This window comes from Micromonospora sp. WMMD964, from assembly GCF_029581455.1.
Classification (GTDB): domain Bacteria; phylum Actinomycetota; class Actinomycetes; order Mycobacteriales; family Micromonosporaceae; genus Micromonospora.
Genome location: NZ_CP120860.1, coordinates 2,009,408 through 2,036,057, shown reverse-complemented (window position 1 = coordinate 2,036,057; position 26,650 = coordinate 2,009,408). Strand labels below are relative to the sequence as shown.

Sequence of the window (26,650 nt, the reverse complement as noted above, 5' to 3'; positions counted from 1 at the left end):
ACCGGCCGGCCACCGAGCGTCTCGGGGCCGGCCGGTGTCGTTGTTTGCCCCGGACCCGCCGACAAGAGTCGAAATCCGCGCCGGCTTTGGGCATGCTGCGACAGTGGGAGTCCACAGTGCGGGTGGAGGGGTGTCGTGGCGACCTTTCAATGCTCCTCGTGCGGCCGGGAGATCAAGCCGGCCGTGCGATGCCCGCACTGTGGGGCTGACCAGCCACAGTGGGTCGAGCACCTGGCGGACATCGAACGTTCCATCGCGGAGATGAAGGCGCGCGACGCCGCCATCGCCCGTGAGCAGCGGCAGATCGCCGCCAAGATGCAGGCCGCCCTCTTCCAGCGGGACATCCTGGCCCACGCGGGCGAGGAGCGGGTCAAGCAGGCCACCCGGCCCCGTCGGGTGCTGCGGCGCCGCCCCGGCCGGCGGCCACCGACCGCCACCACCGGCGCGCCGCCCCGGGTGCCCCGGCAGAACACCCCACCCGCCCCGGATGACCCGCCGCCTCCCCGGGGGAGCTGGCTCGGCCCGGACGACCCGGCGCACCCGCCGGAGGCCTCGTCACGCGAGGTGCAGAACATCCCGCTCGGGCTGGGCGCGCTGCTGCTCGGCGTGGCCGCGGTGGTCTTCGCCGCGGTGGCGACCAGCTCGATGGACGCGGTGGCCCGGCTGGGCATCCTGCTCCTGGCCACCGTGCTGATGCTGCTCGCCCCTCCGGTGCTGGCCCGGCGCGGGCTCACCTCGACCGCCGAGACCATCGCCGCGGTCGGCCTCCTCCTGGTGCCGCTCGCCGGCAACGCCCTCTGGGCGGTGGACCGCATCGGCACCGGCGGTGTCTCCGCCACCGTCTTCAGTGGCGTGATCTTCGCGGTCACGGCGGGCGTCGCGTTCGGGTACGCCGGCTGGACGGGCCTGCGCGCGCCCCGTTTCGCCACCGTGCTCGCCGCGCAGCCGGTGCTGCCGCTGCTCGCGTACGACCGGATCACCGGACCGGGCGGTTGGGCACTGGTGTTGGCCCTGGTCGCCCTGGTCGACCTCTGGCTGGTCCGCTCCGTCGTGGTCATGGAACGCCCCGTCCGGCAGGACCTGCCCCTGCCGGGCACCTCGTCGGCGCCCCGCCAACGCAGCGCCGAGAGCCGGCCGGAGGGTGATCCGGAGGAGGCCGCCGAGCTGGTCGACGCCGGTGCGGGTTCCCCCGACACACGACCGGCCCGCCCGGTGCCCGGGCTACGCGAGCTGACCTGGTTGCTGCACGCGGTGGCGGTCGCCGGCGCCCTGGCGTACGCGGTCACCGCCCTGCTGCGGGCGCAGACCGTGCCGACGGCGACCGGTGCCGGAACGGTGCTGCTGCTGGCCGCCGCAGTCGGGCTGGCCGGTGCGCTGGTGCTGCGTCGACCACCGTTGCCCGACGTCGCGGCCGGCATCGTCACCCTCGCCGTGATCGGTGCGCTCAGCCGGATCGCCTCGGTGGCGCTGCCCGGCCAGGCGCTGCTGGTGATCGCGATGGTGATCACGGTGACCGGGCTGGCGGTCCGCGCGGTCCCCGAGACCGCCCGCCGTGGCCCGCAGATCGCCTCGGCGGTGGCGCTGACCGTCAGCGGTCTGGTGGTCGCCGGAGGCGCACTACGCGCCGGGGTCGCACCGGTTCGGGCGGCGTTGCCCGCCTGGGGTGCCGACCTCAGCCGGTACCCGGCCGAGCTGGCGGCGGCGGTCGGTCCGACCACCTGGCAGCTCGCGGCCGCCGCGTTCTTGCTGACCATCGCGGCGGTGCTGGCTCTGCCCCCGGAGATCCGCCGCGAGTTCGCGGTCGCCGGCGCGGCGCTCACCGCGCTCGCCGTTCCGGCCTCGTTCGGTCTCGGCTGGGCGGCGGCACCGTGGCCGATGGTGATCACCGCGATCGGGATCGGTGTCATCGGGCTCTCCGCCCGCAGCGACCGTGCCGCCGTCGCGCACGCCGTCGGCGCGGCGGTGGTGGGCCTCTTCGGCGCCGGCGCGAGCCTGGCCCGCCCCACCCTCACCGCTGCGGTCCTGATCGCCCTGTTCGTGGCCGGCGCGCTCGTCGCGTCGGCCCCCCGAATCCGGATCGCCTCGGCCGCCTCCGACACGGTCACCGCCTGGGCCGCCGGTGGTGCCGCGTTCGCCCTGCCCGGGGCGGTGGCCGCGTTCGTGACCGCCACCATGCCGAAAGATCCGACTCCCACCCCGGCCAGCCTGCGGGAGGTGACCGTCCCGGTCCTGGCCGCCAGCTTCCTGGCCGTCTGTGTGACCCTCGGGTACGCCGCCGTCGTGCAGGTCTCCCAGCGTCGCATCCCCGTTCCGCTGTCGGTCGGCGCCGGGTTGGGCGCGCTGCTGGTCACCGCCGCCGCGTTCGGCGCGCCCGGCGCCACCGTCGCCGACGCCTGGGTCGGCGCGCTCCTGCTGGTCGCGGCGGTGTTGCTCTTCCTGGCGCCCTCCATCGACGCCGGGCGGCGCGCCGACCTCAGCCTCGACGGCTCGGACCTGGCCGCCGCCGCGGTCACCACCGCCCTGGTCGCCACGCTGGTCCGGATCGGGGCGGTGCTAGCGCCGGGCGGGCAGTTGGCGGTGGCCGCCGCTCTCGTCCTGGTCGTCGCGGTGGGTGCCCGCAGCATGCCGGAGGAGTGGCGACGCGGGCCGGTCCTCGGCCTCGCCGTCGGTGGTCTGCTCATCGGGGTGCTCGCCGGCTGGTCGGCGGTACGCGGCGGTCTCGGCGTGCTCGCCACCCCCGGCCCGATCTGGAGAGGCGACCTGAGCGGCTGGCCCGCCGCCCCGGTCGGTGGTTCCACCTGGCAGGCACCTGTCGCGTTGGCACTGTTGGCTCTCGCCGCCGCCATCCTGCTCCCGCCGCCCTGGCGCTGGGACGTGTCAGGTGTGGCGGCGGTGCTCGCCACGATCGGCGCGCCCGCGGCGTTCGACCTGGCCTGGTGGTCGCCGGTGCTGATCGGCGGGATGGTCGCCACCGTGTACGGCATCGCGGCGGTCGCCACCGAGGAGGCCCGCGCCGGGCTGTCCCGCGCCACCGTGGCCGGGGTGGTCGCGTTGCACGCCGCCGGAGCCGGGTTGGTCCGACCGTGGACCACCGCGCTGGCCCTGGGCAGCATCGCGCTCATCGGCGTGGTGGTGGCCACGCTGGCCCGCGTCCTGGCCGGTCCGCAGGTGACCGACATCGACACCGAGGGGATGCCACCGCACCTGGCGCAGATCGGCGGCGCTGCCCTGGGCGCAGCGCTGCTGGCCCTGCCCGGCGCGGTGGCGGCGTTGGCCGCCGAGTTCCAACACTCGGCTCAGGTGGTGCTGACCGCGGCGCTCGCCGCGTCCAGCCTCGGCCTCGCCGCCGTGGCCGCGGTCCGCCGCGAGGTGCCGCAATACCTGCCCTGGGTCAGTGCCGCGGTGGTCGGCGGGGCCACCATCAGTGCCCTCGCCGCCATCCCCACCGGCCTCGCCGCGGGCGTCTACGCCGCTGCGGCGGCCCTGCTCGGCGTGCTGGCCGAGCTGATCCGAGCGGCCACCGTGCCGCCCACCGGCGCCGCCCAGCCGGTCCGGCGGTGGGCGGTACGACTCGACGGCGCCCTACGGCGGCTGCCGGACGACCCGGAGCGACGGCGGTGGCGGTTCAACCCCGCCGCCGGTGCTCTGGCCGCAGCGGCCCTCCCGACCGCCCTGGCACTCGCCTCGATCGCCCCCGCGCTGGTCGCCGCACTGGTCGAGCCGCACCGCACCCTGACCCGGATCTGGGAGGGCCCGCCGCCGGAACTGCTCACCCCGCCCCCGGACGTGGTCGACCCCACCCACGTGCTGACGGCGCTCCTGCTCACCGCGACCGCAGCGCTCGCGGCCACCGGCTTCAGTGGTGGCCGACGTTCCCGCGCCGTGCCGGTGGTGCTGCCCGGGGCCGCCGTCACGCTGTTGATCACACCCATCGCGCTGGGCAGCGGATGGCCGGCGAGCACCGTCGCGGCGCTCTCCGTCTTCACCATCGCGATGCTCGGCCTCGCGCTGACCCCACCGCCGCCGCTGGTCGAACGGGCCCGCTCGCTGCGACTGGCCCGGGTCCTGGTGTTCGTCATCGGGTTGGCCGGCGGCAGCGCCGGGCTCGCCGGCAGTCTCGCCGACCGGCAGATGACCCTGTTCACGCTCGGCAGCGCGGTCGGGGTGGGCGCGGTGGCGGCGCTGTTCGGCGCCACCCAGCGGGCGCGCATCCTCGGCTGGCTGTTCGCCTCACTCATGGCGCAGCTCTTCGTGCTCACCCTCGGCCTGGTCGCCGGGCTGGCCGCGGTCTGGTCCGCGTTCGGTGTGCTCGCCGTCGGGGCGGTCCTGCAGGTCCTCGCCGCGACCCTGCCCCGGCTACGCCGCCCCGAGGCGCAACGCGAAGCCTCCACCGTGGAATGGACCGGGTACGCTGCGGCGCTCATCGCGCTGGCTCTCGCCTTCGACTCGCCCCGACACATCGCCGCCCTGCTGGCCGCCTGGGGCGCGGTCCTCGGGGTGGCGGCGACCCGGCCCGGTCGACGCCCGGTGGAACGCCGGATCCTGTTCTGGGCGGTGGTGGTCTGCGAGATCACCGCCTGGTGGATCCTGATGCGGGTCGCCGACGTCGCGCTGCCCGAGGCGTACACGCTGCCGTTCGCCGCGCTGGCGCTCCTCGTCGGAGTGCTCGAACTGCGTCACCGACCTGATCTGAGCAGCTGGGTGGCGTACGGGCCGGCGCTGGTCACCGCCTTCGTCCCGACCCTGGCGATCGTCCTGGCCACCGAGTCGAGCACCTTACGGCAGATGTTGTTGCTACTCGGCGCGGTCGCGGTGCTGATCTTCGGCTCGTCCACCAGGCAGCAGGCCCCGGTGATCGTCGGCGCGTCGGTCACCGCGATCGCGGCCATCCACGCACTGGTCAGCCTCGGCCCCTGGCTGGCACTCATCCCGGTCGGCATCCTGCTGCTCGTGCTCGGGGCGAGCAACGAGCGGCGCCGCCGCGCCCAGGAGCGCCTGCAGACCGCGCTGCGCGGCATGAGGTGAAATCAGAGGGTCACGGCGGGGTGGGCGACGACGCAGGCTGAGCGGGCACGGTTTGCGGGCCCGCCGCGGTCGGCCGGCGCGGTGCGGGGGCCGCTCAGGCTTAGCGGAGGGTTTGCTGCAGGGCGGCTTCCTTGGCGGCTACCAGCTCCTCCAGATCCCGCTGGTAGGCCGCCATCCTGGTGCGCAGCCCCTCGTCGGTTGCGCCGAGGATTCGTACGGCCAGCAGGCCGGCGTTGCGGGCGTTGCCGATGGACACGGTGGCGACCGGGACTCCGGCCGGCATCTGCACGATGGACAGCAGCGAGTCCATGCCGTCGAGGTGCTTCAGCGGCACCGGCACACCGATCACCGGCAGCGGTGTCACCGAGGCCACCATGCCCGGCAGCGCGGCGGCCCCGCCCGCCCCGGCGATGATCACCTTGAGGCCACGGTCGGCGGCGTCGCGGCCGTACTCGATCATCGCGACCGGAGTCCGGTGCGCCGAGACCACCCGCACCTCGTACGACACACCGAAGTCGTCCAGGACCTCGGCGGCGGCCCGCATGGTCGGCCAGTCCGAGTCGCTGCCCATGATCAACCCGACCGTGCTCACTGCGGCCCTCTCCTCGTTCCCGCTCACTCGTGGCCCTCGCGCAACCAGCGCGCGGCTCGTGCCGCCCGTGCCCGAAGGTCGTCCAGGTCGTCCCCGAGCACCGTGACGTGCCCGATCTTCCGGCCCGGTCGCACCTGTTTGCCGTAGAGGTGCACCTTGGCGCCCGGCTCGGCGGCGAAGAGGTGGTGCAGCCGCTCGTCGATCGACATCCCGCCGGGCTCGCCGCCGAGCACGTTCGCCGACACCACCACCGGCGCGGTCAGCGCCGTGTCGCCCATCGGGTAGTCCAGCACCGCCCGCACGTGCTGCTCGAACTGGGAGGTCCGGGCACCCTCGATGGTCCAGTGCCCGGAGTTGTGCGGACGCATCGCCAGCTCGTTGACGACGATGGCGGGACGACCGGCGTCGTCACGCACCTCGAACAGCTCCACCGCCAGCAGGCCGATCACACCCAGCGCGGTGGCCAGGTCGATGGCGAGCTGCTGGGCGGAGACCGCCAGCTCCTCGTCCAGGTCCGGTGCCGGTGCCAGCACCTCAACGTTGATGCCGTCGCGCTGCACGGTCTCGACCACCGGGTACGCGGCCACCTGACCGAACGGCGACCGGGCCACCTGCACGGCCAACTCGCGACGCAGCGGCACCCGCTCCTCGACGATCAGCCGGGTGCCACCGGCCAGCAGCGTGGCCGCCAGCTCGGCTGCCTGGGCGGCGTCGTCGACCATCCAGACGCCCCGACCGTCGTAGCCGCCACGCGCCGCCTTGAGCACGACCGGCCACCCGACCTGCTCGCCGAAGCCGACCAGGTCGGCGGGCTCGCCGACCGGCCGCCACGCCGGGTTGGGCGCACCCAGCTCGGTGAGGCGCTCCCGCATCAACTGCTTGTCCTGGGCGTGCAGCAGCGCGTCCGCCGGCGGGTAGAGGGTCACCCCTTCCGCCGCCAGCGTGCGGATGTGCTCGGAGGGCACATGCTCGTGGTCGAAGGTGACGACGTCGCAGCCCTTGGCGAAGGTGCGCAGGGCGGCCAGGTCGGTGTGGTCGCCGTACTGGACGTCGGCGGCGACCAGCGCCGCGCCGTCGTCGGGGGCGGTCGCAAGCACACGCAGTGACTGGCCGAGGGCGATCGCGGCCTGGTGGGTCATCCGGGCCAACTGGCCGCCACCCACCATGCCGACAACAGGCAGACCGGTACGGGAATCCATAGCGCGGCCAGCCTATCCGGGCCCCCGGCGCGCCTCCCCGGGAGGGCCGGTGACCCCGGGCCGCGCACCGTGTGGCAGCACCGGCCCCGCCCACCGACGACTACTGGGTGCTACCGGCGTCCCCCAGCTCGGCGACCAGCTCCTCGACCGAGGTGACCGGCCGCTGACAGACGAAACCCCGGCAGACGTACGCGGCGGACCGCCCGTCGACCAGTGGGCGGTCGGCGAGCAGTGGCACACCCGGCTGGTCCGGACGTCCGGCGACGACCACCGCCCCGGGCGGGGCGTGGCGACGGGCCGCGGCCACCAGGGGGTCGCCCTCCGGGTCCTCGGTCGCCACGGCGATCTCGTACGGCCCGGAGAGCAACGCCTCGCCGGCCATGGCCGCGTACCCGGTGAACCGGGCGTGCCGCCCGACGATCGGCGCGACGGTGGCGAGCGCGGCCTCGGCGGCCTCCCGGTAGCGGGTCTGCCCGGTCAGCGCCGAGTACGCGACCAGCCCGGCGACCAACGCGGACCGGCCGGACGGGGTGGCGTTGTCGGTCGGGTCGGCGGGTCGGGCGACCAGCCGTTCCGCGTCGTCGGCGGTGTCGTAGAAGGCACCACCGGGTGCGGCGAAGCGTGCCAGGGCGGTGTCCAGCAGGTCGCCGGCCAGTGTGAGCCAGCGCCCCTCGCCGGTGAGCTGGTGCAGCGCGCAGAAGGCCTCGGCCACGTTGCCGTAGTCCTCCAGCACACCCGCCGGTTCGCCGACAGTGCCGTCCCGGGAGACCCGGCGCAGCCGCCCGTCCACCAGGTGCACGGTGGCCAGGTGCTCGGCGGCCTGACGCATCGCCCCGTCGGCGACGATCGTCACACCGTCCATCAGGTTGGCGTCCTCGTCCTGCGGAGACGCGTACAGCGCGGCGACCTGAACGAACTCGGCGATGGCGGTGATCGCCAGCCCGTTCCAGGCGGCCACCACCTTGTCGTCGCGGGCCGGCTGCGGGCGGGTGTCCCGGGCCGCGAGGAGCCGTCCCACCACCTGCTGCCAGCGGGCCCGGACCTCGGGCGCGGCATCGTCCACGTCCCGAGCGAGCCGCAGCACGCTCGTGCCGTGTTCAAAGGTGCCTTCATCCGTCACCGTGAACAGGTCGGCGGCCCACCTACCGTCCTCCTCGCCCAGCGCCTCCACGAGCTGTGCGGGCGTCCAGGCGTAGGTGAGGCCCTCGACGCCCTCGGTGTCGGCGTCCAGCGCCGAGGCGAACCCCTCGCCCGGTCGGTGCAGCTCGTCGGCGAGGAACCGGGCGGTGTCCCGAGCGACCCGGCGGGCCAGCGGGTCACCGGTGAGCCGCCACAGCTGGGTGTAGAGGCGCAGCAGGAGCGCGTTGTCGTAGAGCATCTTCTCGAAGTGCGGCACCGTCCAGTGCGCGTCCACCGAATACCGGGCGAAGCCCCCGGCGAGCTGGTCGTAGATGCCGCCACGGGCCATCGCCTCGGCGGTGTGCCGGGTGATCTCCAAGCTCTGCGGGTCGCCGGTGCGCTGGTGGTGGCGCAGCAGGAAGAGCAGGTTCATGTGCGGTGGGAACTTCGGGGCACCGCCGAAGCCGCCGTTCGTCGCGTCGTACTCCTTGGCCAGTTGGCCGGCTGCGGCGTCGAGCAGCGACGCGTCCAGCGGCGCGGTGGGGCCACCCACGGCCTGCGCGCCGCCGATCGCCTCGACCACCGCGGACCCCTGGCGCAGCACCGCCTCGCGCTGCTCCCGCCAGGCGGTGGTGACCGACTGGAGCAACTGGACGAAGTTGGCCTTCGGGAAGTAGGTGCCGCAGAAGAACGGGGTGCCGTCCGGGGTGGCGAAGACGGTCATCGGCCAGCCGCCCTGGCCGGTCATCGCCTGGGTCGCGGTCATGTAGATCGCGTCCACGTCGGGACGCTCCTCGCGATCCACCTTGATCGACACGAAGTTGTCGTTCAGCAGGGCCCCGACCTGCTCGTTCTCGAACGACTCGTGGGCCATCACGTGACACCAGTGACAGGCGGCGTAACCGACCGAGATGAGCACCGGGACGTCGCGCCGTCTCGCCTCGGCGAACGCCTCGTCGGACCACTGCCACCAGTCGACCGGGTTGTCGGCGTGCTGGAGCAGGTACGGGCTTGTGGCGTCGGCGAGTCGGTTCACCCGACGACCATAACCACCCCCGCCCAGGCGTGCCCGGCGGTCAGGAGGCGCCGTCGGCGCGCAGCCGGAACACGTTCGACTCCGCCGAGTCGCGCAGCGACCCCAGCACCGCGCCGATCTTGTCCGCCGGCATCGGCTTGAAGAAGTGGTAGCCCTGTGCGGAGGTGCAGCCCAGCTCGGCCAGCGCCATCCGCTGCTCGGCGGTCTCCACCCCCTCGGCGACCACCCGCAGCCCCAGCTCGTGGGCGAGGCCCACGGTCGTGCGTACGATCGCCGCCGCCTCCGGCGAATCCACCATCTTGATCACGAACGAGCGGTCCACCTTCAACTCGTCGACGGCGATGCGGGTGAGGAAGGTCAGCGACGAGAAGCCGGTGCCGAAGTCGTCCACGGCGAGTTGCACACCCATCGACCGGAGCGTGGCCAGCACCTCGTCGATGATCTCCAACTCGCTCATCACCACCGTCTCGGTGATCTCCAGGACGAGCCGGTGCGGTGGCACCTGGTGCCGGCGCAGCGCGTCGGCGATCTCCGCGGGCAACCGGGGGTCGAGCAGGCTACGCGCCGACAGGTTGACCGAGATCGGGACGTCCAACCCCTCCCGGGCCCAGCCGGCGGCCACCCCGAGCGCCTTGTCCAGCACGTAGCGGGTGAAGGTGCCGAGCTGCTCACTGTTCTCCACCGGGCGGATGAAGTCCGCCGGGTTCAGCCACCCCCGCCGGGGATGCTGCCAGCGGATCAGCGCCTCCACACCGGTGGGGGCACCGGTGGTCAGATCGACGGCCGGTTGCAACGCCAGCACCAGCTGGTCGTCGACCGTCAACGCCTCGCGAAGCTCGGCCAGCAGGGCGAGCTGATCGGTGCTGGCCGCGTCCCGGGTGCCGTCGTACGCGGCGACGTTGCCGCCACCCTCCTTGGCCTGGTACATCGCGATGTCGGCGCGGCGCAGCAGCTCGGTCAGGTCGGCGGTGCCCGCGTCGGCCACCACGACCCCGACGGAGACCTCGATCGACATCCGGACGCCGGCCACCTCGGTCGGCGCGGCCAGCCGTTCGGCGACCTCCCGGGCCTGGCGCAACGCGTGGGCCATCGGGGCGGCCCGGTCACCGAGCACCGGCACCTTGGTCAGGAGCAGGGCGAACTCGTCGCCGCCGAGGCGGCCGAGCAGGTCGCCGGGGCGGACCAACGCTTCGAGCCGGTTCGCGGTCAGCCGCAGCAACTGGTCGCCGGCGGCGTGACCGAGGGTGTCGTTGACTTCCTTGAACTGGTTGATGTCCAGCAGCAGTAGCGCCACCGGGTGATCGTGCGCGAGCTGCCGCAGCGACTGGTCACCCTTGCCGAGCATCGCCGCCCGGTTGACCAACCCGGTGAGCGGGTCGTGCACCGCCTCGTACGACGACCGGGCGGTCACCAACCGCAGCTCGCGGTGCGTTGCGGCGTCGTGCAGCGCGGCAGCTAGCGCGTCGCCGAACGCGGCGACGGCGTCGCGTTCGCGGGCGGTGGGCGGCGCCGAACGGGGAAACCGCACCCGTAGCCGCCCCACCGGCGTGTCGCCGACGACCAGTGCCCGACTCAGCTCGTGCTCGTGCTCGTCCGGCTCCGTCCCGTCGGGTGGGACCGTCTCGCGGTCGGCCAGTTGGCCGCTGGCGTCGCCCCGGTACCGGTGCCACCGGCCGTCGGCGCGGGCCACGTCGACGTCCACCAGTTCGGCGTTGAAGAGGGTCAGCGCTCCGGTGACCGCCGCGCTGGCGACACCGCGCTCGTCGAGCTGGTTGAGGGCGGCGGTGGCCTCGGCGAAGGCCCTCCAGGTGCGGCGCTCCAGATCGGAGCGCAGCCGGTAGCGGTAGGTCTGCTGGAGCAGCCACAGCAGCGGCGGCAGCAACAGCAACCAGCGCGGGTCGAGCTCCAGCAGGGCGACCACCACCAGGCCGACCGCCACGTTGCCGACGAACATCAGCAGTTTGCCGCGCAGCGCGGCGAGGAGCGGCGGCCCGATCGGCAGGCCGTGCCGCAGGCCCAACGTCACCCCACCCAGCCAGGCGGTCACCAGCAGATAGGTCACCGAACCGGCGAGCACGGCCAGCGACAGCATCGGGGTGGGTGGGGAGAGCAGCGGCCGGCCGAGCGCCGTGGTCACGGAGACCGCCAGCGCTGACGCGGCGGTCAGCGAGGCGGCGATGCGGACGATCTCCAGAATCGGACGGCGGTCGTTGTGCAGCGAGAGCATCGTCCAGGCCAGCCCGGTGCCGAGCAGCGTGGCGGACGGGAGCCAACCGGCCGGGGCCAGATAGAGGCAGACGATCAGCGCCGCCTCACCCCAGGTGATGCTGACCATGCCCGCGGCCGAACGGAATCGGAGCCGGGCCAGCTGGGCGAGGCCGAGGACGGCGACCGCGATGGCGAACCTGGCCGGACCGCCGAGTGGGTCGTCGGCCGGCAGCGTGGCGGGGAGGGTCAAGCCGACGGCGGCGGCGACCACGGCGGTCAGGGTGACGGCCGCGGTGAGCACGAGTAACCGGCCCGGAGTGCCTCGCACCCCGAGCCGGTCGAACGAGTCGTCGGCTGAACCGGAGGTCATCGACCTCCCCCGTCAGCCGGCCGGCCGAGGTTACGGCGGGCGGCCGGTGCTGTGCTGGTCATCGGCGCCCCCTCCCGCACACGGCTCGGAGACTTTTGGTCCCCCGGCGGAAGGCTAAGCCAAACCGGGTGGCCGCAACAGGGGGCGACCAACCGGTTCGGCGTGATTCATGGGGCGACTACCCGTTCCGGTGCTGCTGGCGCCCATTGGGAGCGGGCGTGGATGAATCACGCCCCCCGGTCCCGTCTGTCGGATCGACGACTGCCGCGTCGGCCCTGGTCGGGTCGGTCGGCCCCGCCTGCTGCGGGAACCGGTCCGGCAGGCGGCGCAGCCGGGAGTTCATGTTGCGGATCAGCAGGATGGTCGCGGTGGCCAACAGCAGGATGAGGAACAGGCCCATCGGGCCGGCCAGACCACCCGTGCGGGTGTCCCCGAAGTTGTTCTCCGCGAGCACCTGGGCAGCGGTCAGCATGGCGTTCCTCCGATGTGCGGTTGGTAACCAGGGTAGACCCGCCCGGAATCAGCGTGCGTGCGCCGTCTCCCGCACCCCGGCGAAGAGATCCGACTCGGGCAGCGGGCTGTCGACCATCGAGCGGGCCAGCTCGTAATCCTCGGTCGGCCAGGCACGCTGCTGAAGCTCCATCGGCACGTGGAACCAGAAGCCGTCCGGGTCGACCTGGGTGGCGTGGGCGCGCAGCGCGTCGTCACGGACCGGGAAGTATTCGGCGCACTCGACGCGGGTGGTGATCCGGGGGCCCTTGTCGGGCCGGTCCTCCCACCGCTTGAGCCACTCCTCGTAGGGCGACTCCAGCCCCGCGGCCAGCATGCCCTCGTGCAGGGCCATGATCTTGCCCTTGGAGAAGCCGATGTCGTAGTAGAGCTTCAACGGCTGCCAGGGCGCTCCCAACTCCGGGTAGCGCTCCGGGTCACCGGCGGCCTCGAAGGCGGCCACGCTCACCTTGTGGCACATGATGTGGTCCGGGTGCGGGTAGCCACCCTCTTCGTCGTACGTGGTGACCACGTGCGGACGGAACTCGCGCATCAACCGCACCAGGGGCCCGGCGGCCACCTCGACGTCCTGCAGGGCGAAACAACCCTCGGGCAGCGGCGGCAGCGGGTCACCCTCGGGCAGACCGGAGTCGACGAAACCGAGCCACGCCTGGTCGATGCCGAGGATCGCCCGGGCGGCGTCCATCTCGGCACGCCGGATGTCGGCGATGTTGGCCCACACGTCCGGTCGGTCGAGCTTCGGGTTGAGCACGCTCCCGCGCTCACCGCCCGTGCACGTCACGACCAGGACGTCCACCCCCTGTGCGACGTATTTCGCCGTCGTCGCCGCGCCCTTGCTCGACTCGTCGTCCGGGTGCGCGTGCACGGCCATGAGACGCAGTTGCTCTGCCAACTTCGGCGCTCCTCGTCTGTGCCGGACGGTGGACCCGACCGGGCTCGACCGGCTGACCTGCCGGGATCTTCTCGCCGCACCCTTGCCGCCGGTCAGCAGCGCTGGCATGACCTGCCATTCCTGCCGCTGAGCCGGGTGGGAGGATGGGACTCTGCCATTCTTGCCGATGCCGCCGACAACAACGCCAGGAGATACCCGCCGGTGACCGAGACGCACGCCACAATTTCCTCAGGCGCGCCGGTTTTCCCGGCCGGGCGCTACGGCCGCCGCCGGGCACCGGGCGGGCGGAGGCGACGCACGCTGCTGGCGGCACTGGTGCTGCTGGCGCTCGTCGGGACGCTGACCGTGATCTCGGTACGGCTCTACCGCCAGTACGGCGATCCGGTCTACGACGCCCAGGTGATCACTTACACGGACATCACCGACAACCAGGTGCTTGTCGACTTCCGGGTGACCGTGCCAGCGGGTGGATCGGCTGTCTGCGTACTGCGCGCTCGCGACCGCGCGGGTGCCGAGGTGGCCCGGGAGCAGGTCACGGTGACGGCCGAACCCGGCAACCGGCACGTGACGACCCGGCACCGCCTGGCCACCACCGCACGGCCGTTCATCGGCGAGGTCCTACGCTGCCGACCACCGTCCTGACCTGCGGAAACAACGCTCTGACCGAGGGCCGGAGCCCATCTACGCGCGGTGTCGGATCCGGGCACCCGCGGTGATGGCCGACACGCTGTGTCGTACCGCACTGGTAACTTGGTAGTTCACCTGTCAGCCAGCCACGCACAACTGAGGAGAACGCCTGTGTCCACTGGCAACGAGGCGCCCGCCACCTGGCTGTCGCAGGACGCGTACGACCGCCTCCAGGCCGAGCTCGACGAGCACATCGCCAACCGACCGGCCATCGCCGCCGAGATCAACGCTCGGCGCGAGGAGGGCGACCTGCGGGAGAACGGCGGCTACCACGCCGCCCGCGAGGAGCAGGGCAAGGCCGAGGGCCGCATCCGCTACCTGACGGAGCTGCTGCGCACCGCGAAGGTCGGCGAGGCGCCGACGGCGGACGCGGTCTCGCCCGGCATGGTCGTGACGATCTACTTCGACGACGACACCGACGACACCGAGACGTTCCTGCTCGGCTCGCGGGAGATCGCCGCCACCACCGATCTCACCGTCTACAGCCCCGAGTCGGCGCTCGGCAAGGCGATCCTCGGCGGCCGGGCCGGGCAGACCTGCACCTACACGGCACCGAGCGGTGCCGACATCAAGGTGACGGTGGTCAGCTTCGAGCCGTTCTCCGGCTGACGTCGCCGACCGCACCACCCGACTCCGACGCGAGTTCCCGAGGCGTGACACCCACCGGTGTCACGCCTCGGCCGCGAAGACCACCTGGTAGCCGCTGGCCCGCAAGGCGCTGATCAGCGTGTCCGAGTGCTCCACGCCCCGGGTCTCGACCGACAGCGCCACCTCCACCTCGCCCAGGCCGAGGTGGGGGTTGGCTCGTTGGTGCTCCACGTCGACGACGTTGGCCCGATGCTCGGCGATCTGGCTGAGCAACGACGCGAGCTGCCCCGGCCGATCCGAACACCGCACCGTCACCCGCAGGTAGCGACCCGCGGCGGCCAGCCCGTGCTCGATCACCCGCAGCATCAGCAACGGGTCGATGTTGCCACCGGACAGCACCGCGACCACCGGCGTCTCCACCTCGACCGCGCCCGCCAGCAGCGCGGCGACACCGACCGCCCCGGCCGGCTCGACGACCTGCTTGCCGCGTTCCAGCAGCATCAGCAGGGCCCGGGAGATGTCCTCCTCGGAGACCGTCACGACCTCGTCGACCAGTTTGCGCACATGGTTGAAGGTGATCTCGCCCGGACGGCCGACCGCGATGCCGTCGGCGATGGTGGCGAAGGTCGGCAGCCGGACCGGCTCCCCGGCCACCAGTGAGGGCGGGAACGCCGCCGCACCGGCCGCCTGGACGCCGATGATCCGCACCTCCGGCCGCAACGCCTTCGCGGCCACCGCCAGGCCCGAGATCAGACCACCGCCGCCGACCCCGGTGATGATCGTCTTCACGTCCGGGCACTGTTCGAGGATCTCCAGCGCGACAGTCCCCTGGCCGGCGATCACGTCCCGGTGGTCGAACGGGTGGATCAGCACCGCCCCGGTGCGCTCGGCGTACGTGTGGGCGGCGACCAACGACTCGTCGACGGTGTTGCCGGCCAGCTCGACCTGCGCGCCGTACCCCTTGGTGGCCGCCACCTTCGGCAGCGGCGCGTTGATCGGCATGAAGACCGTGGCGTGCGTGCCCACCAGGCCGGCGGCGAGGGCCACGCCCTGCGCGTGGTTGCCCGCGCTGGCGGCGACCACACCGCGCTCCCGCTCCGCCGCCGACAGCCGGGAGATCCGCACGTACGCGCCCCGCACCTTGTACGAGCCGGCACGCTGCACGTTCTCGCACTTGAGCCAGGTCGGCCCGCCCAGCGCGGCACTGAGCGGACGAGAGGGTTCCAGCGGGGTGGTCCGGACGACGCCGGCTAGCAACTCCCGCGCGGCCCGCACGTCGTCGAGTCCGACCAGTTCCGTCATGCCCCGATCGTGCCACCCGCCTCCGGGGCCCTTCGCGGCGACACCGGCTCGATCACCTCGACATCGCCGATGCGGCGGTAACCACCCCACCTCGATACCGCCACGTCGGCGATCCCGAGTCGATCAGGACCACGGGGCGGTCGATCATGCGACGGCCGGCGACCCCGTTCCGATCCGGGGATAACCGGGGGCGTGGCGCGCCCACGGGGCGGCCATCTCGAACTGGCCGGCCACACCGAGCAGCAGCAGCTCCGAGCCGGGCGGGCCGACGAGTTGCACCGCGACCGGCAGACCGTCCGGGCGCCGGCCCACCGGCACCACCACCGCCGGCAGACCGGCGATGTTCCACGGCGCGGCGTACGGGGCGTACCGGATGTTGGTCGTCATGTTCGCCCGCCAGGACCGCTCGGACCAGCGCGCGGCTTCCGGCGGCGCGGTGGCCAACGCCGGGGTGAGCAGCAGGTCGATCGAGTGGTCGCCGAAGAAGTCGACGGACCGTTGCCGCCACGCGACCCGGTCGGCCTCCCGCACGTAACCGCGGCGTTGTGCCCACTCGCCCAACGCGACGTGCCGACGGGTACGCCGTTGCAGGTCACGCCGGTCCAGCCCGGACGCCCGGACGTCGGTTGCCGCGGCGGCGAGCCAGGTGGCGATGCCCTGCAGGCCGAGCGCGGTGGGGTAGACCGGATCGGCGGGCACGGTGTCGTGCCCGGCGGCGGCGAGAAGCCGGCCGGCGGCGGCGACCGCGTCCCGGTTGGGCGCATCCGGTGCGACACCACGCACCGGGGAGCGCAGCGAGACGCCCACCCGCAGCCGCTGCGGCGGGACCAGCTTCTCGGGACGTCGACCGGCGAGGACCGAGAAACCGACCGCCGCGTCGGCGACGGTGCTGGTGAGCATGCCGTGCTCGGTGAGGCCGAACCAGTCGTCCGCGCCGAGCTGGCAGGGCACCACACCCCGACCCGGCTTGAGCCCGACCAGACCGCAGCAGGCCGCGGGGATCCGGATCGAGCCGAGACCGTCGTTGCCGTGCGCGATCGGCACCAGCCCCGCGGCCACCGCGGCGGCTGCGCCGCCGGAGGAGCCACCGGGGGTACGCGTGCTGTCCCACGGATTGCGGGTCACCGCGCTGTCGTCGTCGGTGAGCGCCCACAGCCCCAGCTCCGGCATCCGGGTCACGCCGAGGATCACCGCGCCGGCGCCACGTAGCCGCCGCACCACCTCGTGGTCGGCCTCCGCGACGTCGGTGCGGGCGGCCGACGACCCGTTCCAGGTGGGCAGGCCGGCGACCGGGGTGTTCTCCTTCACCGCCACCGGAACCCCGGCCAGCGGCAGGTTGGCGAGGTCCTCCTGCTCGTCGACCTTCTCCGCCTCGGTGATCGCCTCGCCGCCGCGAACGGCCCGGAACGCGGCCAGCTCACGGTCGGCTCGGGAGATGTACTCGAGGTGGTCGGCGACGACCTGGGTGGCCGAGACGTCACCCCGGCGTACGCCCCGGGCGATCTGCTTGGCGGTCGCCCCGACCCAGGTCGCCATGATGTCCTGCACGGCCATCCTCCCCAGCGGTCAGCCCAGTGCCTGCTCCAGATCGGCGAGCAGGTCGTCGACCGTCTCGATGCCGACAGACAGTCGCACGAGATCCCCGGGAACTTCAAGCGGCGAGCCCGCAGCACTTGCGTGTGTCATCCGGCCCGGGTGCTCGATCAGGGATTCCACGCCACCCAGCGACTCGGCGAGCACGAAAAGCTTGGTGCGGTTGCAGATCTCGACGGCGTGGTCCTCACCGCCGGAGGCGCGGAACGAGATCATGCCGCCGAACCGGCGCATCTGCTTCGCGGCGACCTCGTGACCGGGGTGCGAGGGCAGCCCGGGGTAGATCACCTGGGCGACCTTGGCGTGCCCGTCGAGGTACGCGGCGAGCCGCTCGGCGTTGTCACAGTGCCGGTCCATGCGTACCCCTAAGGTCTTGATGCCGCGCAGCGTGAGCCAGGCGTCGAACGGGCCGTTGATCGCACCCATCGCGTTCTGGTGGTAGCGCAGCTCCTCGCCGAGCCCGGCGTCGGCGACGACGAGCGCGCCACCGACCACGTCGGAGTGCCCGCCGATGTACTTGGTGGTGGAGTGCACCACCACGTCCGCGCCGTGCGCGATCGGCTGTTGCAGGTATGGCGAGGCGAAGGTGTTGTCCACGACGAGCAGCGCGCCCGCGTCGTGTGCCACGGCGGCCAGGGCGGCGATGTCGGCGATGCCGAGCAGCGGGTTGGTCGGCGTCTCCAGCCAGACGATCTTCGTGCGGCCGGGCTGGACGGCGGCCCGGATCGCGTCCGGGTCGGACACCTTGGCCGGGGTGAACTCCAGGCCCCAGCGCTGGGCGACCCGGGCGAAGAGCCGGTACGTGCCGCCGTACGCGTCGTCCGGGATCACCACGTGGTCGCCCGGCCGGCACACGGCCCGCAGCAGGGTGTCCTCCGCCGCCAGGCCACTGGCGAAGGCCAGCCCCACCGGCCCACCCTCCAGCGCCGCCAGGCACTCCTGGAGCGCGTCGCGCGTCGGGTTGCCGGAACGGCTGTACTCGTAGCCGAGCCGGGGCGCACCGACGGCGTCCTGCGCGTACGTGCTGGTCTGGTAGATCGGTGGGATCACCGCACCGGTGCGGGCCTCAGGATCCTGGCCGGCGTGGATGGCGAGCGTCTCGAAGCCGTGGTTCATGGTGGTGAGGCTAGTGCCCCGTCCCGACTGCTGGACAAGAACCTGTCCGGCACGGCCCCGCGCACCGGCCGGCGCTGGACGGGCGTCCCGCGCGGGTGCGGCATAGCCTGTGCCGATGAGCGGGTGCGTGTTCTGCGGGATCGTGGCGGGTGAGGTGCCGGCGTTCCGGGTGGCCGACACCCCGGACGGGGTGGCGTTCCTGGACACCCGGCCGGTGTTCAAGGGGCACGTGCTGGTGGTCCCCCGGACGCACCTGGTGACCCTGGCCGATCTGCCGTCCGACCTGCTGCCGGGCTATTTCGCGCTGGTCCAACGCTTGGCAGTGGCCGTGGAGTCCGGTCTGGGGGCTGGCGGGACGTTCGTCGCGATGAACAACAAGGTGTCCCAGTCCGTCCCGCACCTGCACACCCACGTGGTGCCCCGCACCAAGGGAGACGGGCTGCGGGGGTTCTTCTGGCCACGTACCCGCTACGAGGACGACACCGAGGCCCAGACCTACGCGGACCGGGTCGCCGCCGCACTCTGCGGCGCGGCCTGACTCACACTCGCGCGGGTAAGGAAGGTGGACCCACCGGTGTTGCACGCTGCGAGAGGTACGAGAGGAGATCCCCACCGTGTTTTTGCGCCGTATGAACGCCGAGATGGTTTCGCCCGACCAGGCCCTGCCCGGCCGTCCGATCGCCATGCCGGTCGCCGACCGGCACGAGGTTCTGGGCACCCCGTTGAAGGGCCCGTTCCCGGAGGGCCTCCAGGTAGCGGTCTTCGGCATGGGCTGTTTCTGGGGCGCCGAGCGGCTGTTCTGGACGCTGCCCGGCGTCTACACCACCTCCGCCGGCTACGCGGGTGGCATCACCAAGAACCCGACGTACGAGGAGACGTGCTCCGGCCGGACCGGTCACGCCGAGGTCGTCCAGGTGGTGTACGACCCCAGCAAGATCAACTACGAGGACCTGCTGAAGGTCTTCTGGGAGAACCACGACCCGACCCAGGGCATGCGCCAGGGCAACGACGTGGGCACCCAGTACCGGTCGGCGATCTACACGACCACCGACGAGCAGCGGGCCATCGCGGAGTCGTCCCGGGACGCGTTCCAGCCGATCGTGACGCGGGCCGGCAAGGGTGAGATCACCACCGAGATCGCTCCGCTCGGCAGCTACTACTTCGCCGAGGACTACCACCAGCAGTACCTCGCCCCGACCAAGAACCCGAACGGGTACTGCAACCACGGCCCGAACGGGCTGAGCTGCCCGGTCGGCGTGGCCCGCGTCGGCGGCTGACCTCTCTGCCACCCGTGGGCGTGCCCGGTCGCCGATGAGGCGGCCGGGCATTCCCGTTCGGCCTGTGATCGAAATCCGTTGCAGAGCCCGCCGAGAACTCGATAGCGTGGCCGTACACGTGAAAGGAGGTGGTCCAGACTTGTATAGCAATCGGACTCGTGAGGTGGCTGTCCGCTAGCCGCTGTCCTCGACAGTGATCGGTCCGCCGACAGGCGGGCACCAGCACCATCGTCGAGACCGTGTGGCAGCGGTGCGGCGAATTCCAGACAGCCACCCGACCCCCGGGGTGCCGGCCAAGTCCAGCCGGCCCGCGCGCGAGCGCGGAGCGCCCCGGGGGTCGCTCCATATCCGGAGGCCCCCGATGTCGATGCGCGAACTGGTGGTGCTGGGGACGGCCAGCCAGGCACCGACGCGGCAACGCAACCACAACGGGTACGTGCTGCGCTGGGACGACGAGGTGATCCTCTTCGACCCCGGTGAGGGCAGCCAACGTCAACTCCTGCACACCACGGTCACCGCCAGCGACCTGACCCGGATCTGCGTCACCCACTTCCACGGCGACCACTGCCTCGGCCTGCCCGGCACCATCCAACGGCTCTCCCTGGACCGGGTGCCGCACCCGGTCGCTGTGCACTTCCCCGCCGGGGGCGCCGAGTACTTCGCCCGGCTACGGCACGCGACCTCCTTCTACGAGACCGCCGAGTTGCGGGTCGAACCCATCGAGGCGGACGGGCAACGGATCACCCTGACGTGCGGCACGCTGGAGGCACGCCGACTGCGGCACCCCATCGAGACGTACGGCTATCGGCTGATCGAGCCGGACGGCCACCGGATGCTGCCGGAGAAGCTGGCCGCGTACGGCATCGCCGGTCCGGCCGTCGGCGAGCTGATCCGCGTCGGCCACCTGGACCTCGACGGACGTCGCGTCACCCGCGACGAGGTCAGCGAGCCCCGGCACGGGCAGCGGTTCGCGTTCGTGATGGACACCGGCCTCTGCGACGGGGTGTACGCGCTCGCCGAGCACGCCGACCTGCTGGTCATCGAGTCGACGTTCCTGGAGTCGGAGGCCGCGCTCGCCGCCGAGGTCGGCCACCTGACCGCGGCGCAGGCCGCCCGGGTGGCGACCGAGTCCGGGGTACGCCGGCTCGTGCTCACCCACTTCTCCCAGCGCTACCCCGACCCGCGCCGGTTCCACGACGAGGCGCGCGCACACTTCGACGGTGATCTGATCGTCGCCGAGGATCTGACCACCGTGCAGCTCCCACCCCGCCGGGTAGCCTCGGCCTGGTGACCGTCACGCTCCGCCCCGCCACCGGCGACGACCTGATGGCGGTGGGTGCCCTGCACCAACGCTCCCGGGTCGCCGCGTACTCCGCCTTCCTGCCGCCCGAAGCCCTGGCCGACCCGACACCGGAGGCGATGGGACGGTACTGGGTCGAGCGATGGCACTGGGAGCGGGACAACCACCGGATGACGGTGGCGGAGCGGGCCGGGGCGCTGGTCGGGTTCAGCCACCTGGGCCCGGACGACGAGGACGACCCCGCCACCGGGCTGCTCAACGCGATTCATCTCGACCCCCGCGAGCAGGGCCGCGGCACCGGTCGCGTGCTGATGGTGGACGCCCTGGACGCCATGCGCGCTCGGAGTTGGCGTCGCGCGGTGCTCTGGGTGCTCCGGGAGAACGCCCACGCCCGCTCCTTCTACGAGCGCGGCGGCTGGACGTCGACGGGCATCGAACGCGAGGAGCAGATCGGCACCGCCCTCACCCCCCAGGTCCGCTACACCCGCCCCCTCTAACCCCGCCCCGCCCCGCCCCCGTCCCTCTTCGCGGCGTCGATCATGGAGTTGTGGTGGGCGATTCAGGGGCTTATGCCGCTTTTGTGGGGCACCACAACTCCATGATCGACGGGGCGAGAGGGGGGACGGGCGGGGGGCGAGGGCGGGCGGGGGGGCGGGGACGGGCGGGGGGGGCGGGGGCGGTTAGTGGGCTCCCAGGTGGGCCAGGAGGTCCTGGCGGGTGAGGACGCCCTTGGGCTTGCCGTCGACGAGGACGAGGGCCGCGTCGGACTTCTCCAGCAGCCCGACCGCCTCGCTCACCGGCTGGCCACCACCGATCATCGGCAGCGGGTCGCCCATGTGCCGCTCGATCGTGTCGTGCAGGTGGGCCTGCCCGGTGAAGAGCGCGTCGAGTAGATCCCGCTCCGCGATCGAACCGGCGACCTCACCGGTCACCACCGGCGGTTCCGCCTTGAGCACCGGAAGCTGCGACACCCCGTACTCCCGCATGTAGTCGATCGCGTCGCGGACCGTCTCGGTCGGGTGCACGTGAACCAACTCGGGCAGACCACCCGGCTTGCCGGCCAGCGCGTCGGCCACCGTCGGCTCGGCGCCGGAGTTGTCGAGGAAGCCGTACCGGGCCATCCACGAGTCGTTGAAGATCTTCGAGAGGTAACCCCGGCCGCCGTCCGGCAGCAGCACCACGACCACGTCGTCCGGGCCGGCCTTGCGGGCGACCTCCAACGCGGCGACGACCGCCATCCCGCAGGAGCCCCCCACCAGCAGCCCTTCCTCGCGGGCCAACCGCCGGGTCATCTCGAAGGACGCCTTGTCGGACACCTCGACGATCTCGTCGGCGACCCCCCGGTCGTACGTCTCCGGCCAGAAGTCCTCGCCGACGCCCTCGACCAGGTACGGACGGCCGGTGCCGCCGGAGTAGACCGAACCCTCCGGGTCCGCCCCGATGACGCGCACCCGACCGTCGGACGCCTCCTTGAGGTACCGCCCGATGCCGGAGATCGTGCCGCCGGTGCCCACGCCGGCCACGAAGTGGGTGAGCCCACCCTCGGTCTGCTTCCACAGCTCCGGGCCGGTGGTCTCGTAGTGCGAGCGCGGGTTGGCCGGGTTGCTGTACTGGTTGGGCTTCCAGGCTCCGGGGATCTCCCGGGTCAGCCGGTCGGACACGTTGTAGTACGAACGCGGGTCCTCGGGGGCGACGGCGGTCGGGCAGACCACCACCTCGGCACCGTACGCCCGCAGCACGTCCTGCTTGTCCTGGCTGACCTTGTCCGGGCAGACGAAGACGCACCGGTAGCCCTTGAGCTGGGCCACCAGGGCCAGCCCGACACCGGTGTTGCCGCTGGTCGGCTCGACGATGGTGCCGCCGGGCTCAAGCAGGCCGGCGGCCTCGGCGTCCTCCACCATCCGCAGCGCGATCCGGTCCTTCACCGAGCCGCCCGGGTTGACGTACTCCACCTTGGCGAGCACGGTGGGCTGGATGCCCGCAGTGACGTTACGCAGGCGGACCAGCGGGGTGTTGCCGATCATGTCGACGACGTTGTCGTAGTACTGCACGGTGTGCCCTTCGTTGCGGCGCCGGCGACGGCGGCCGGGCAGACGGTTCCTCGCGCCCAGCGTACGTGCCGTCAGGGCACCAGCCCGCCCGGGATGACCGAGCTGCGGCGGGCTTCCCACTCCAGGAAGCGATCGGTCTCGGCGAGCACACTGCCGGCCAACCAGGTGATCATGACTGCGTCGTCGGCGAGCCCGAAGATCGCCAGCGGGATCTCCGGCAGGAAGTCGATGGGCGAGACGATGTACGCCGTGGCCGCGGTCATCAGGGCCAGTCGGAGACCGCCGTCGTACTCCCCCTTCGTGGTCGCCCGGATCATCCGGGGCAGTGCGGCCAGGCGGGTGCCCAGCGACGGCCCACCCCGGGCCCCGGCCGCCAGTGCCCGTGCCAGGGCGGCGAACGCCGCACTGCGCTTCAGTGTCTTCCCCATCGTCGTGCTCCTCTCCGCCGGACCAGCGTGGCGGGTCGGCGCAAGTAGGCCGGCCGGCCCTGGACAGATACCCCGTAGCGTCGATTTCCAGGCACCCGAGTGCCGTCGCGACGACAGCGGCGTGTCGGGCCGGCGCGATAATGTCGCGGTATGGGGGTGGCTGATTCCGTCGTACCCGGTGGTACGAGGTGGCGGCAGGCCCGGCGGTTCGCCCGCCTGGCGGCCATCGGCACGGGCGCTACCGTGGCGGCCGCGGTGGCGACCGGCGGGGTGCTGCTCGGCCAGGCCCGGCAGGCTCGGCGCACCATCCCGATGGCCGAGGCGCCGCCCCCGCGCTGCGACGGCGTCTACGGCGCGAAGTTCCCCGGTCCCGCGCTCACCATGGTCGTGCTCGGTGACTCGTCGGCGGCCGGCTACGGGGTGCACCGCCGTCGAGAGACACCCGGGGCCCTGCTCGCCACCGGTCTGACCCGTCGGCTGCACCGGCCGGTGCGGCTGCACCGCTTCGCGGTCGTCGGTGCCATCTCCTCGGCACTCCGCCACCAGGTCGAAGCGGCGTTGGAATGCCGACCCGACATCGCGGTGATCCTCATCGGCGGCAACGACATCACCAACCGCACCCCGCGCGGGCTGGCGGTGCGCTACCTGGTCGAGGCGGTGCACACGTTGCGCGACGCCGGGTGCGAGGTGGTCGTCGGCACCTGCCCCGACCTGGGCGCGATCCGCCCGATCCAGCCGCCGTTGCGGTGGCTGGCGCACCGGTGGAGCCGGCAACTCGCCGCCGCCCAGACGGTCGCCGTGGTCGAGGCGGGCGGTTGGACGGTCTCCCTGGGTGACCTGCTCGGCCCCCGGTTCACCGCCGAGCCGACCCGGATGTTCGCCTGGGACCGGTTCCATCCGTCCGCCGAGGGTTACGCGATGGCCGCCGCCGCGCTCCTGCCGACGATGCTCTCCGCGCTCGGCGCGGGGCAGGAACGACGGGTTACGCCGACGCCGGGCGAGGGCGTACGGTCGCTGCCGGAGGCCGCGCAGGAGGCGGCCCGGCACGCCGGCACGGAGGTCAGCGGCACCCGGGTCCGGGGCCGCGACCGAGGGCCGGAGGGCCGGTGGGCGCAGTTGCGTCGCCGCGCGTTCTTCGGTGTGGGCGCGGTGCCGCAGCACGGGTCCGCCTCGGACACCTCGACAGTGGAGGGACTGGCATGAACGAGCGCACAGTGCGGGGCGTGAACGCCGGCCTCGCCGGCCGGCTGGGCCGGGCGGCGGCGTTATCGCTGCTCGCCGGCACCGTGGGAGGCGCTGCCGTCCTGGCCGGCGAGGCATTCGTCGCCCGACACCGACGCTACGCCGAGCCGGAGTTGGGGCTGGCCCTGCGGGCCACGATCGGCCGGGCCGAGGCTCCGCCGCTGCGGCTGGTGCTACTCGGTGACTCGTCGGCCCTGGGCGTCGGTGTCGACCGTCTTGAGGACACCATCGGCGGGCAGTTGGCACACCTGCTCGCCGAGGGCCCGACCGGCCGTCGGGTGCACCTGTCCAGCGTCGGCGTCTCCGGGTCCCGTTCGACGGACCTGGCCACCCAGGTGGCCCGGTCCCTGCTCGGGGAGCGGCCCGACGTGGCGCTGATCCTGATCGGCGCCAACGACGCCACCGGGCTGCGCCGTCCCTCCGACGCGGCGGCCTACCTGGCCGCGGCCGTGCACCGGCTGCGGGAGGCACGGGTCGAGGTGGTCGTCGGGACCTGCCCCGACCTCGGCGCGGTGCGGGCCATCGCCCCTCCGCTACGCCAGGTGGTCGGCTGGTCCGGGCGGCGGATGGCCCGCGCACAGACCACTGCCGTGCTCGACGCCGGTGGCTCGGTCGTCGACCTGGCCGCCGAGACCGGGCCGGTGTTCCGGGCCGACGCGGGCACGCTCTGCCACGACGGCTTCCACCCCTCCGCCGACGGCTACCGGGTCTGGGCGCACGCGCTGCTGCCCGCCGTCGCCGCCGCCGCGACGGTCGCCACCCGGCGCTAGATCAGTCCGGCGGGGGGGGGTGACATTTCCCGCCGCGCCCGCTCCTTCCGCGCCTTGTTACTGGCGGGTTAACGTTGGTCCATGCCGATTGAGTCGTCCCGCGACGCCGTCATCGTCGCCACCGCCCGCTCCCCCATCGGCCGGGCGCACAAGGGGTCCCTGCGCGACGTCCGCTCCGACGACCTCGCCGCGACCATCGTCCAGGCGGCCCTGGACAAGATCCCCGCGCTCGACCCGACCACGATCGACGACCTCTACCTCGGGTGCGGCCTGCCCGGCGGTGAGCAGGGCTTCAACATGGCGCGGGTGGTGTCCACGCTGCTCGGTCTGGACACGGTGCCCGGCGCCACGCTGACCCGCTACTGCGCCTCGTCGTTGCAGACCACCCGGATGGCGATGCACGCGATCCGGGCCGGTGAGGGCGACGTCTTCGTCTCGGCCGGTGTGGAGATGGTGTCCCGCTACGCCCGGGGCAGCTCCGACGGACTGCCCCCGGAGGCACAGGCCCTGGTCGGCGGCGGCTGGGAAAATCCCCGCTTCGGCGCGGCCGGCGAACGCTCCAGGCAACGCGCGCAGGGCGGCGCCGAGGTGTGGACCGACCCGCGCGAGACGGGCGACCTGCCCGACATCTACCTGACCATGGGGCAGACCGCGGAGAACCTGGCCCAGGTGTACGACGTCACCCGCGCCGACATGGACGAGTTCGGCGTACGCAGTCAGAACCTCGCCGAGAAGGCGATCGCCGACGGTTTCTGGGCCCGGGAGATCACCCCGGTCACCACGCCGGACGGCACAGTGGTGAGCACCGACGACGGCCCCCGCGCCGGCGTCACCCTCGACGCGGTAGCCGGCCTGAAGCCGGTGTTCCGCCCGGACGGTCGGATCACCGCGGGCAACTGCTGCCCGCTCAACGACGGCGCGGCCGCCGTCGTGGTGATGAGCGCCCAACGGGCCGAAGACCTCGGGCTCACCCCACTGGCCCGGATCGTCTCCACCGGCGTGACCGCCCTGTCGCCGGAGATCATGGGGCTCGGGCCGGTGGAGGCGTCCCGGCAGGCGCTGCGCCGGGCCGGGATGACGATCGACGACGTCGACCTCGTCGAGATCAACGAGGCGTTCGCCGCTCAGGTCATCCCCTCCTACCGCCAGCTGGGCATCCCGGAGGAGAAGCTGAACGTGATGGGTGGTGCCATCGCCGTCGGTCACCCGTTCGGCATGACCGGCGCCCGGATCACCGGCACCCTGCTGAACGCGCTGGAGTGGCACGACAAGACCATCGGCCTGGAGACGATGTGCGTCGGCGGGGGCCAGGGCATGGCCATGGTGCTCGAGCGGCTGAGCTGAG

Annotated in this window: 21 protein-coding genes; 10 read left to right on the top strand and 11 right to left on the bottom strand. The window is 72.8% G+C overall.

Features of this window, described 5'->3' with window-relative positions; all coding sequences use genetic code 11:
• Positions 1-135: 135 nt before the first annotated feature.
• Positions 136-5,025 (top strand): permease, encoded by a 4,890-nt coding sequence (locus O7616_RS09565; protein WP_282306460.1) that lies wholly within the window; start codon positions 136-138, stop codon positions 5,023-5,025.
• Positions 5,026-5,125: 100 nt separating this feature from the next.
• Here O7616_RS09565 and purE read toward each other — a convergent pair whose 3' ends face one another.
• The 6 genes from purE to mca form a co-directional block, all read right to left on the bottom strand.
• Positions 5,126-5,617: a 5-(carboxyamino)imidazole ribonucleotide mutase gene (gene purE, locus O7616_RS09560; protein ID WP_282306459.1), complete on the bottom strand. Its 492-nt coding sequence runs from the start codon at positions 5,615-5,617 to the stop codon at positions 5,126-5,128.
• Between the two features lie 23 nt (positions 5,618-5,640).
• On the bottom strand, positions 5,641-6,816 hold the full coding sequence (locus tag O7616_RS09555) for a 5-(carboxyamino)imidazole ribonucleotide synthase (protein WP_282306458.1): 1,176 nt from the start codon (positions 6,814-6,816) through the stop codon (positions 5,641-5,643).
• A 100-nt stretch (positions 6,817-6,916) separates the two neighbouring features.
• Positions 6,917-8,971: a thioredoxin domain-containing protein gene (locus tag O7616_RS09550; protein ID WP_282306457.1), complete on the bottom strand. Its 2,055-nt coding sequence runs from the start codon at positions 8,969-8,971 to the stop codon at positions 6,917-6,919.
• A 40-nt stretch (positions 8,972-9,011) separates the two neighbouring features.
• On the bottom strand, positions 9,012-11,549 hold the full coding sequence (locus O7616_RS09545; protein ID WP_282306456.1) for a bifunctional diguanylate cyclase/phosphodiesterase: 2,538 nt from the start codon (positions 11,547-11,549) through the stop codon (positions 9,012-9,014).
• Positions 11,550-11,727: 178 nt separating this feature from the next.
• Positions 11,728-12,021 (bottom strand): hypothetical protein, encoded by a 294-nt coding sequence (locus tag O7616_RS09540; RefSeq protein ID WP_282262485.1) that lies wholly within the window; start codon positions 12,019-12,021, stop codon positions 11,728-11,730.
• A 48-nt stretch (positions 12,022-12,069) separates the two neighbouring features.
• Positions 12,070-12,951 (bottom strand): mycothiol conjugate amidase Mca, encoded by an 882-nt coding sequence (gene mca, locus O7616_RS09535; protein ID WP_282264669.1) that lies wholly within the window; start codon positions 12,949-12,951, stop codon positions 12,070-12,072.
• A gap of 201 nt (positions 12,952-13,152) precedes the next feature.
• On the opposite strand from mca, the gene O7616_RS09530 reads away from it, so the two are divergent.
• Entirely contained in the window at positions 13,153-13,593 is a 441-nt protein-coding gene (locus tag O7616_RS09530) for a DUF4307 domain-containing protein (RefSeq protein ID WP_282262486.1), read from the top strand.
• A 156-nt stretch (positions 13,594-13,749) separates the two neighbouring features.
• Positions 13,750-14,247 (top strand): transcription elongation factor GreA, encoded by a 498-nt coding sequence (greA, locus tag O7616_RS09525; protein WP_088986285.1) that lies wholly within the window; start codon positions 13,750-13,752, stop codon positions 14,245-14,247.
• 60 nt (positions 14,248-14,307) lie between these two features.
• On the opposite strand, the gene ilvA is transcribed toward greA, so the two are convergent.
• The 3 genes from ilvA to O7616_RS09510 all read right to left on the bottom strand — a co-directional run bounded on the left by ilvA (position 14,308) and on the right by O7616_RS09510 (position 18,237).
• A complete protein-coding gene (gene ilvA / locus O7616_RS09520; RefSeq protein WP_282262488.1) occupies positions 14,308-15,528 on the bottom strand; it encodes a threonine ammonia-lyase in 1,221 nt (406 codons plus the stop codon).
• Positions 15,529-15,672: 144 nt separating this feature from the next.
• Positions 15,673-17,082, bottom strand: coding sequence for an amidase family protein (locus tag O7616_RS09515; protein WP_282306455.1), 1,410 nt, complete (start codon positions 17,080-17,082; stop codon positions 15,673-15,675).
• A 12-nt stretch (positions 17,083-17,094) separates the two neighbouring features.
• Positions 17,095-18,237 carry a cystathionine gamma-synthase gene (locus O7616_RS09510; RefSeq protein WP_282262491.1) on the bottom strand — a complete coding sequence of 381 codons (1,143 nt, stop codon included), beginning with the start codon at positions 18,235-18,237 and terminating at the stop codon, positions 17,095-17,097.
• Between the two features lie 115 nt (positions 18,238-18,352).
• Between O7616_RS09510 and O7616_RS09505 the strand changes: the two genes are divergently transcribed.
• The 4 genes from O7616_RS09505 (at position 18,353) to O7616_RS09490 (ending at position 21,311) form a co-directional block, all read left to right on the top strand.
• A complete protein-coding gene (locus O7616_RS09505) occupies positions 18,353-18,775 on the top strand; it encodes an HIT family protein (protein WP_282262492.1) in 423 nt (140 codons plus the stop codon).
• A gap of 76 nt (positions 18,776-18,851) precedes the next feature.
• The gene (gene msrA, locus O7616_RS09500) at positions 18,852-19,514 is read left to right on the top strand and encodes a peptide-methionine (S)-S-oxide reductase MsrA (protein WP_278143937.1); all 663 of its coding nucleotides are present in this window, start codon (positions 18,852-18,854) and stop codon (positions 19,512-19,514) included.
• 361 nt (positions 19,515-19,875) lie between these two features.
• Positions 19,876-20,805 carry a ribonuclease Z gene (locus O7616_RS09495; protein WP_282306454.1) on the top strand — a complete coding sequence of 310 codons (930 nt, stop codon included), beginning with the start codon at positions 19,876-19,878 and terminating at the stop codon, positions 20,803-20,805.
• A complete protein-coding gene (locus O7616_RS09490) occupies positions 20,802-21,311 on the top strand; it encodes a GNAT family N-acetyltransferase (protein WP_282306453.1) in 510 nt (169 codons plus the stop codon). Before O7616_RS09495 ends, O7616_RS09490 begins: the two co-directional genes overlap by 4 nt.
• Before the next feature lie 183 nt (positions 21,312-21,494).
• On the opposite strand, the gene O7616_RS09485 is transcribed toward O7616_RS09490, so the two are convergent.
• Together O7616_RS09485 and O7616_RS09480 are read right to left on the bottom strand one after the other, a co-directional pair.
• Positions 21,495-22,865 (bottom strand): cystathionine beta-synthase, encoded by a 1,371-nt coding sequence (locus O7616_RS09485; RefSeq protein WP_282306452.1) that lies wholly within the window; start codon positions 22,863-22,865, stop codon positions 21,495-21,497.
• 71 nt (positions 22,866-22,936) lie between these two features.
• Positions 22,937-23,293 carry a YkvA family protein gene (locus O7616_RS09480; protein WP_282306451.1) on the bottom strand — a complete coding sequence of 119 codons (357 nt, stop codon included), beginning with the start codon at positions 23,291-23,293 and terminating at the stop codon, positions 22,937-22,939.
• A gap of 150 nt (positions 23,294-23,443) precedes the next feature.
• Here O7616_RS09480 and O7616_RS09475 point away from each other — a divergent pair, with 150 nt between their 5' ends.
• The 3 genes from O7616_RS09475 to O7616_RS09465 all read left to right on the top strand — a co-directional run bounded on the left by O7616_RS09475 (position 23,444) and on the right by O7616_RS09465 (position 26,649).
• A complete protein-coding gene (locus O7616_RS09475) occupies positions 23,444-24,496 on the top strand; it encodes an SGNH/GDSL hydrolase family protein (protein WP_282262501.1) in 1,053 nt (350 codons plus the stop codon).
• Positions 24,493-25,305, top strand: coding sequence for an SGNH/GDSL hydrolase family protein (locus O7616_RS09470; RefSeq protein ID WP_282306450.1), 813 nt, complete (start codon positions 24,493-24,495; stop codon positions 25,303-25,305). Before O7616_RS09475 ends, O7616_RS09470 begins: the two co-directional genes overlap by 4 nt.
• Before the next feature lie 81 nt (positions 25,306-25,386).
• Positions 25,387-26,649, top strand: a complete 1,263-nt coding sequence (locus O7616_RS09465; RefSeq protein WP_282306449.1) for an acetyl-CoA C-acetyltransferase — start codon at positions 25,387-25,389, stop codon at positions 26,647-26,649.
• The last annotated feature ends 1 nt before the right edge of the window (position 26,650 follow it).

Coding starts and splice junctions, on each gene's coding strand:
- O7616_RS09540 (WP_282262485.1), bottom strand. CDS start 12,021: ATGCTGACCGCTGCCCAGGTGCTCGCGGAGAACAACTTCGGGGACACC.
- O7616_RS09510 (WP_282262491.1), bottom strand. CDS start 18,237: ATGAACCACGGCTTCGAGACGCTCGCCATCCACGCCGGCCAGGATCCT.
- O7616_RS09495 (WP_282306454.1), top strand. CDS start 19,876: ATGTCGATGCGCGAACTGGTGGTGCTGGGGACGGCCAGCCAGGCACCG.
- O7616_RS09470 (WP_282306450.1), top strand. CDS start 24,493: ATGAACGAGCGCACAGTGCGGGGCGTGAACGCCGGCCTCGCCGGCCGG.
- O7616_RS09465 (WP_282306449.1), top strand. CDS start 25,387: ATGCCGATTGAGTCGTCCCGCGACGCCGTCATCGTCGCCACCGCCCGC.
- ilvA (WP_282262488.1), bottom strand. CDS start 15,528: ATGACGGAACTGGTCGGACTCGACGACGTGCGGGCCGCGCGGGAGTTG.
- O7616_RS09555 (WP_282306458.1), bottom strand. CDS start 6,816: ATGGATTCCCGTACCGGTCTGCCTGTTGTCGGCATGGTGGGTGGCGGC.
- O7616_RS09515 (WP_282306455.1), bottom strand. CDS start 17,082: ATGGCCGTGCAGGACATCATGGCGACCTGGGTCGGGGCGACCGCCAAG.
- O7616_RS09505 (WP_282262492.1), top strand. CDS start 18,353: ATGAGCGGGTGCGTGTTCTGCGGGATCGTGGCGGGTGAGGTGCCGGCG.
- O7616_RS09480 (WP_282306451.1), bottom strand. CDS start 23,293: ATGGGGAAGACACTGAAGCGCAGTGCGGCGTTCGCCGCCCTGGCACGG.
- O7616_RS09475 (WP_282262501.1), top strand. CDS start 23,444: ATGGGGGTGGCTGATTCCGTCGTACCCGGTGGTACGAGGTGGCGGCAG.
- O7616_RS09545 (WP_282306456.1), bottom strand. CDS start 11,549: ATGACCTCCGGTTCAGCCGACGACTCGTTCGACCGGCTCGGGGTGCGA.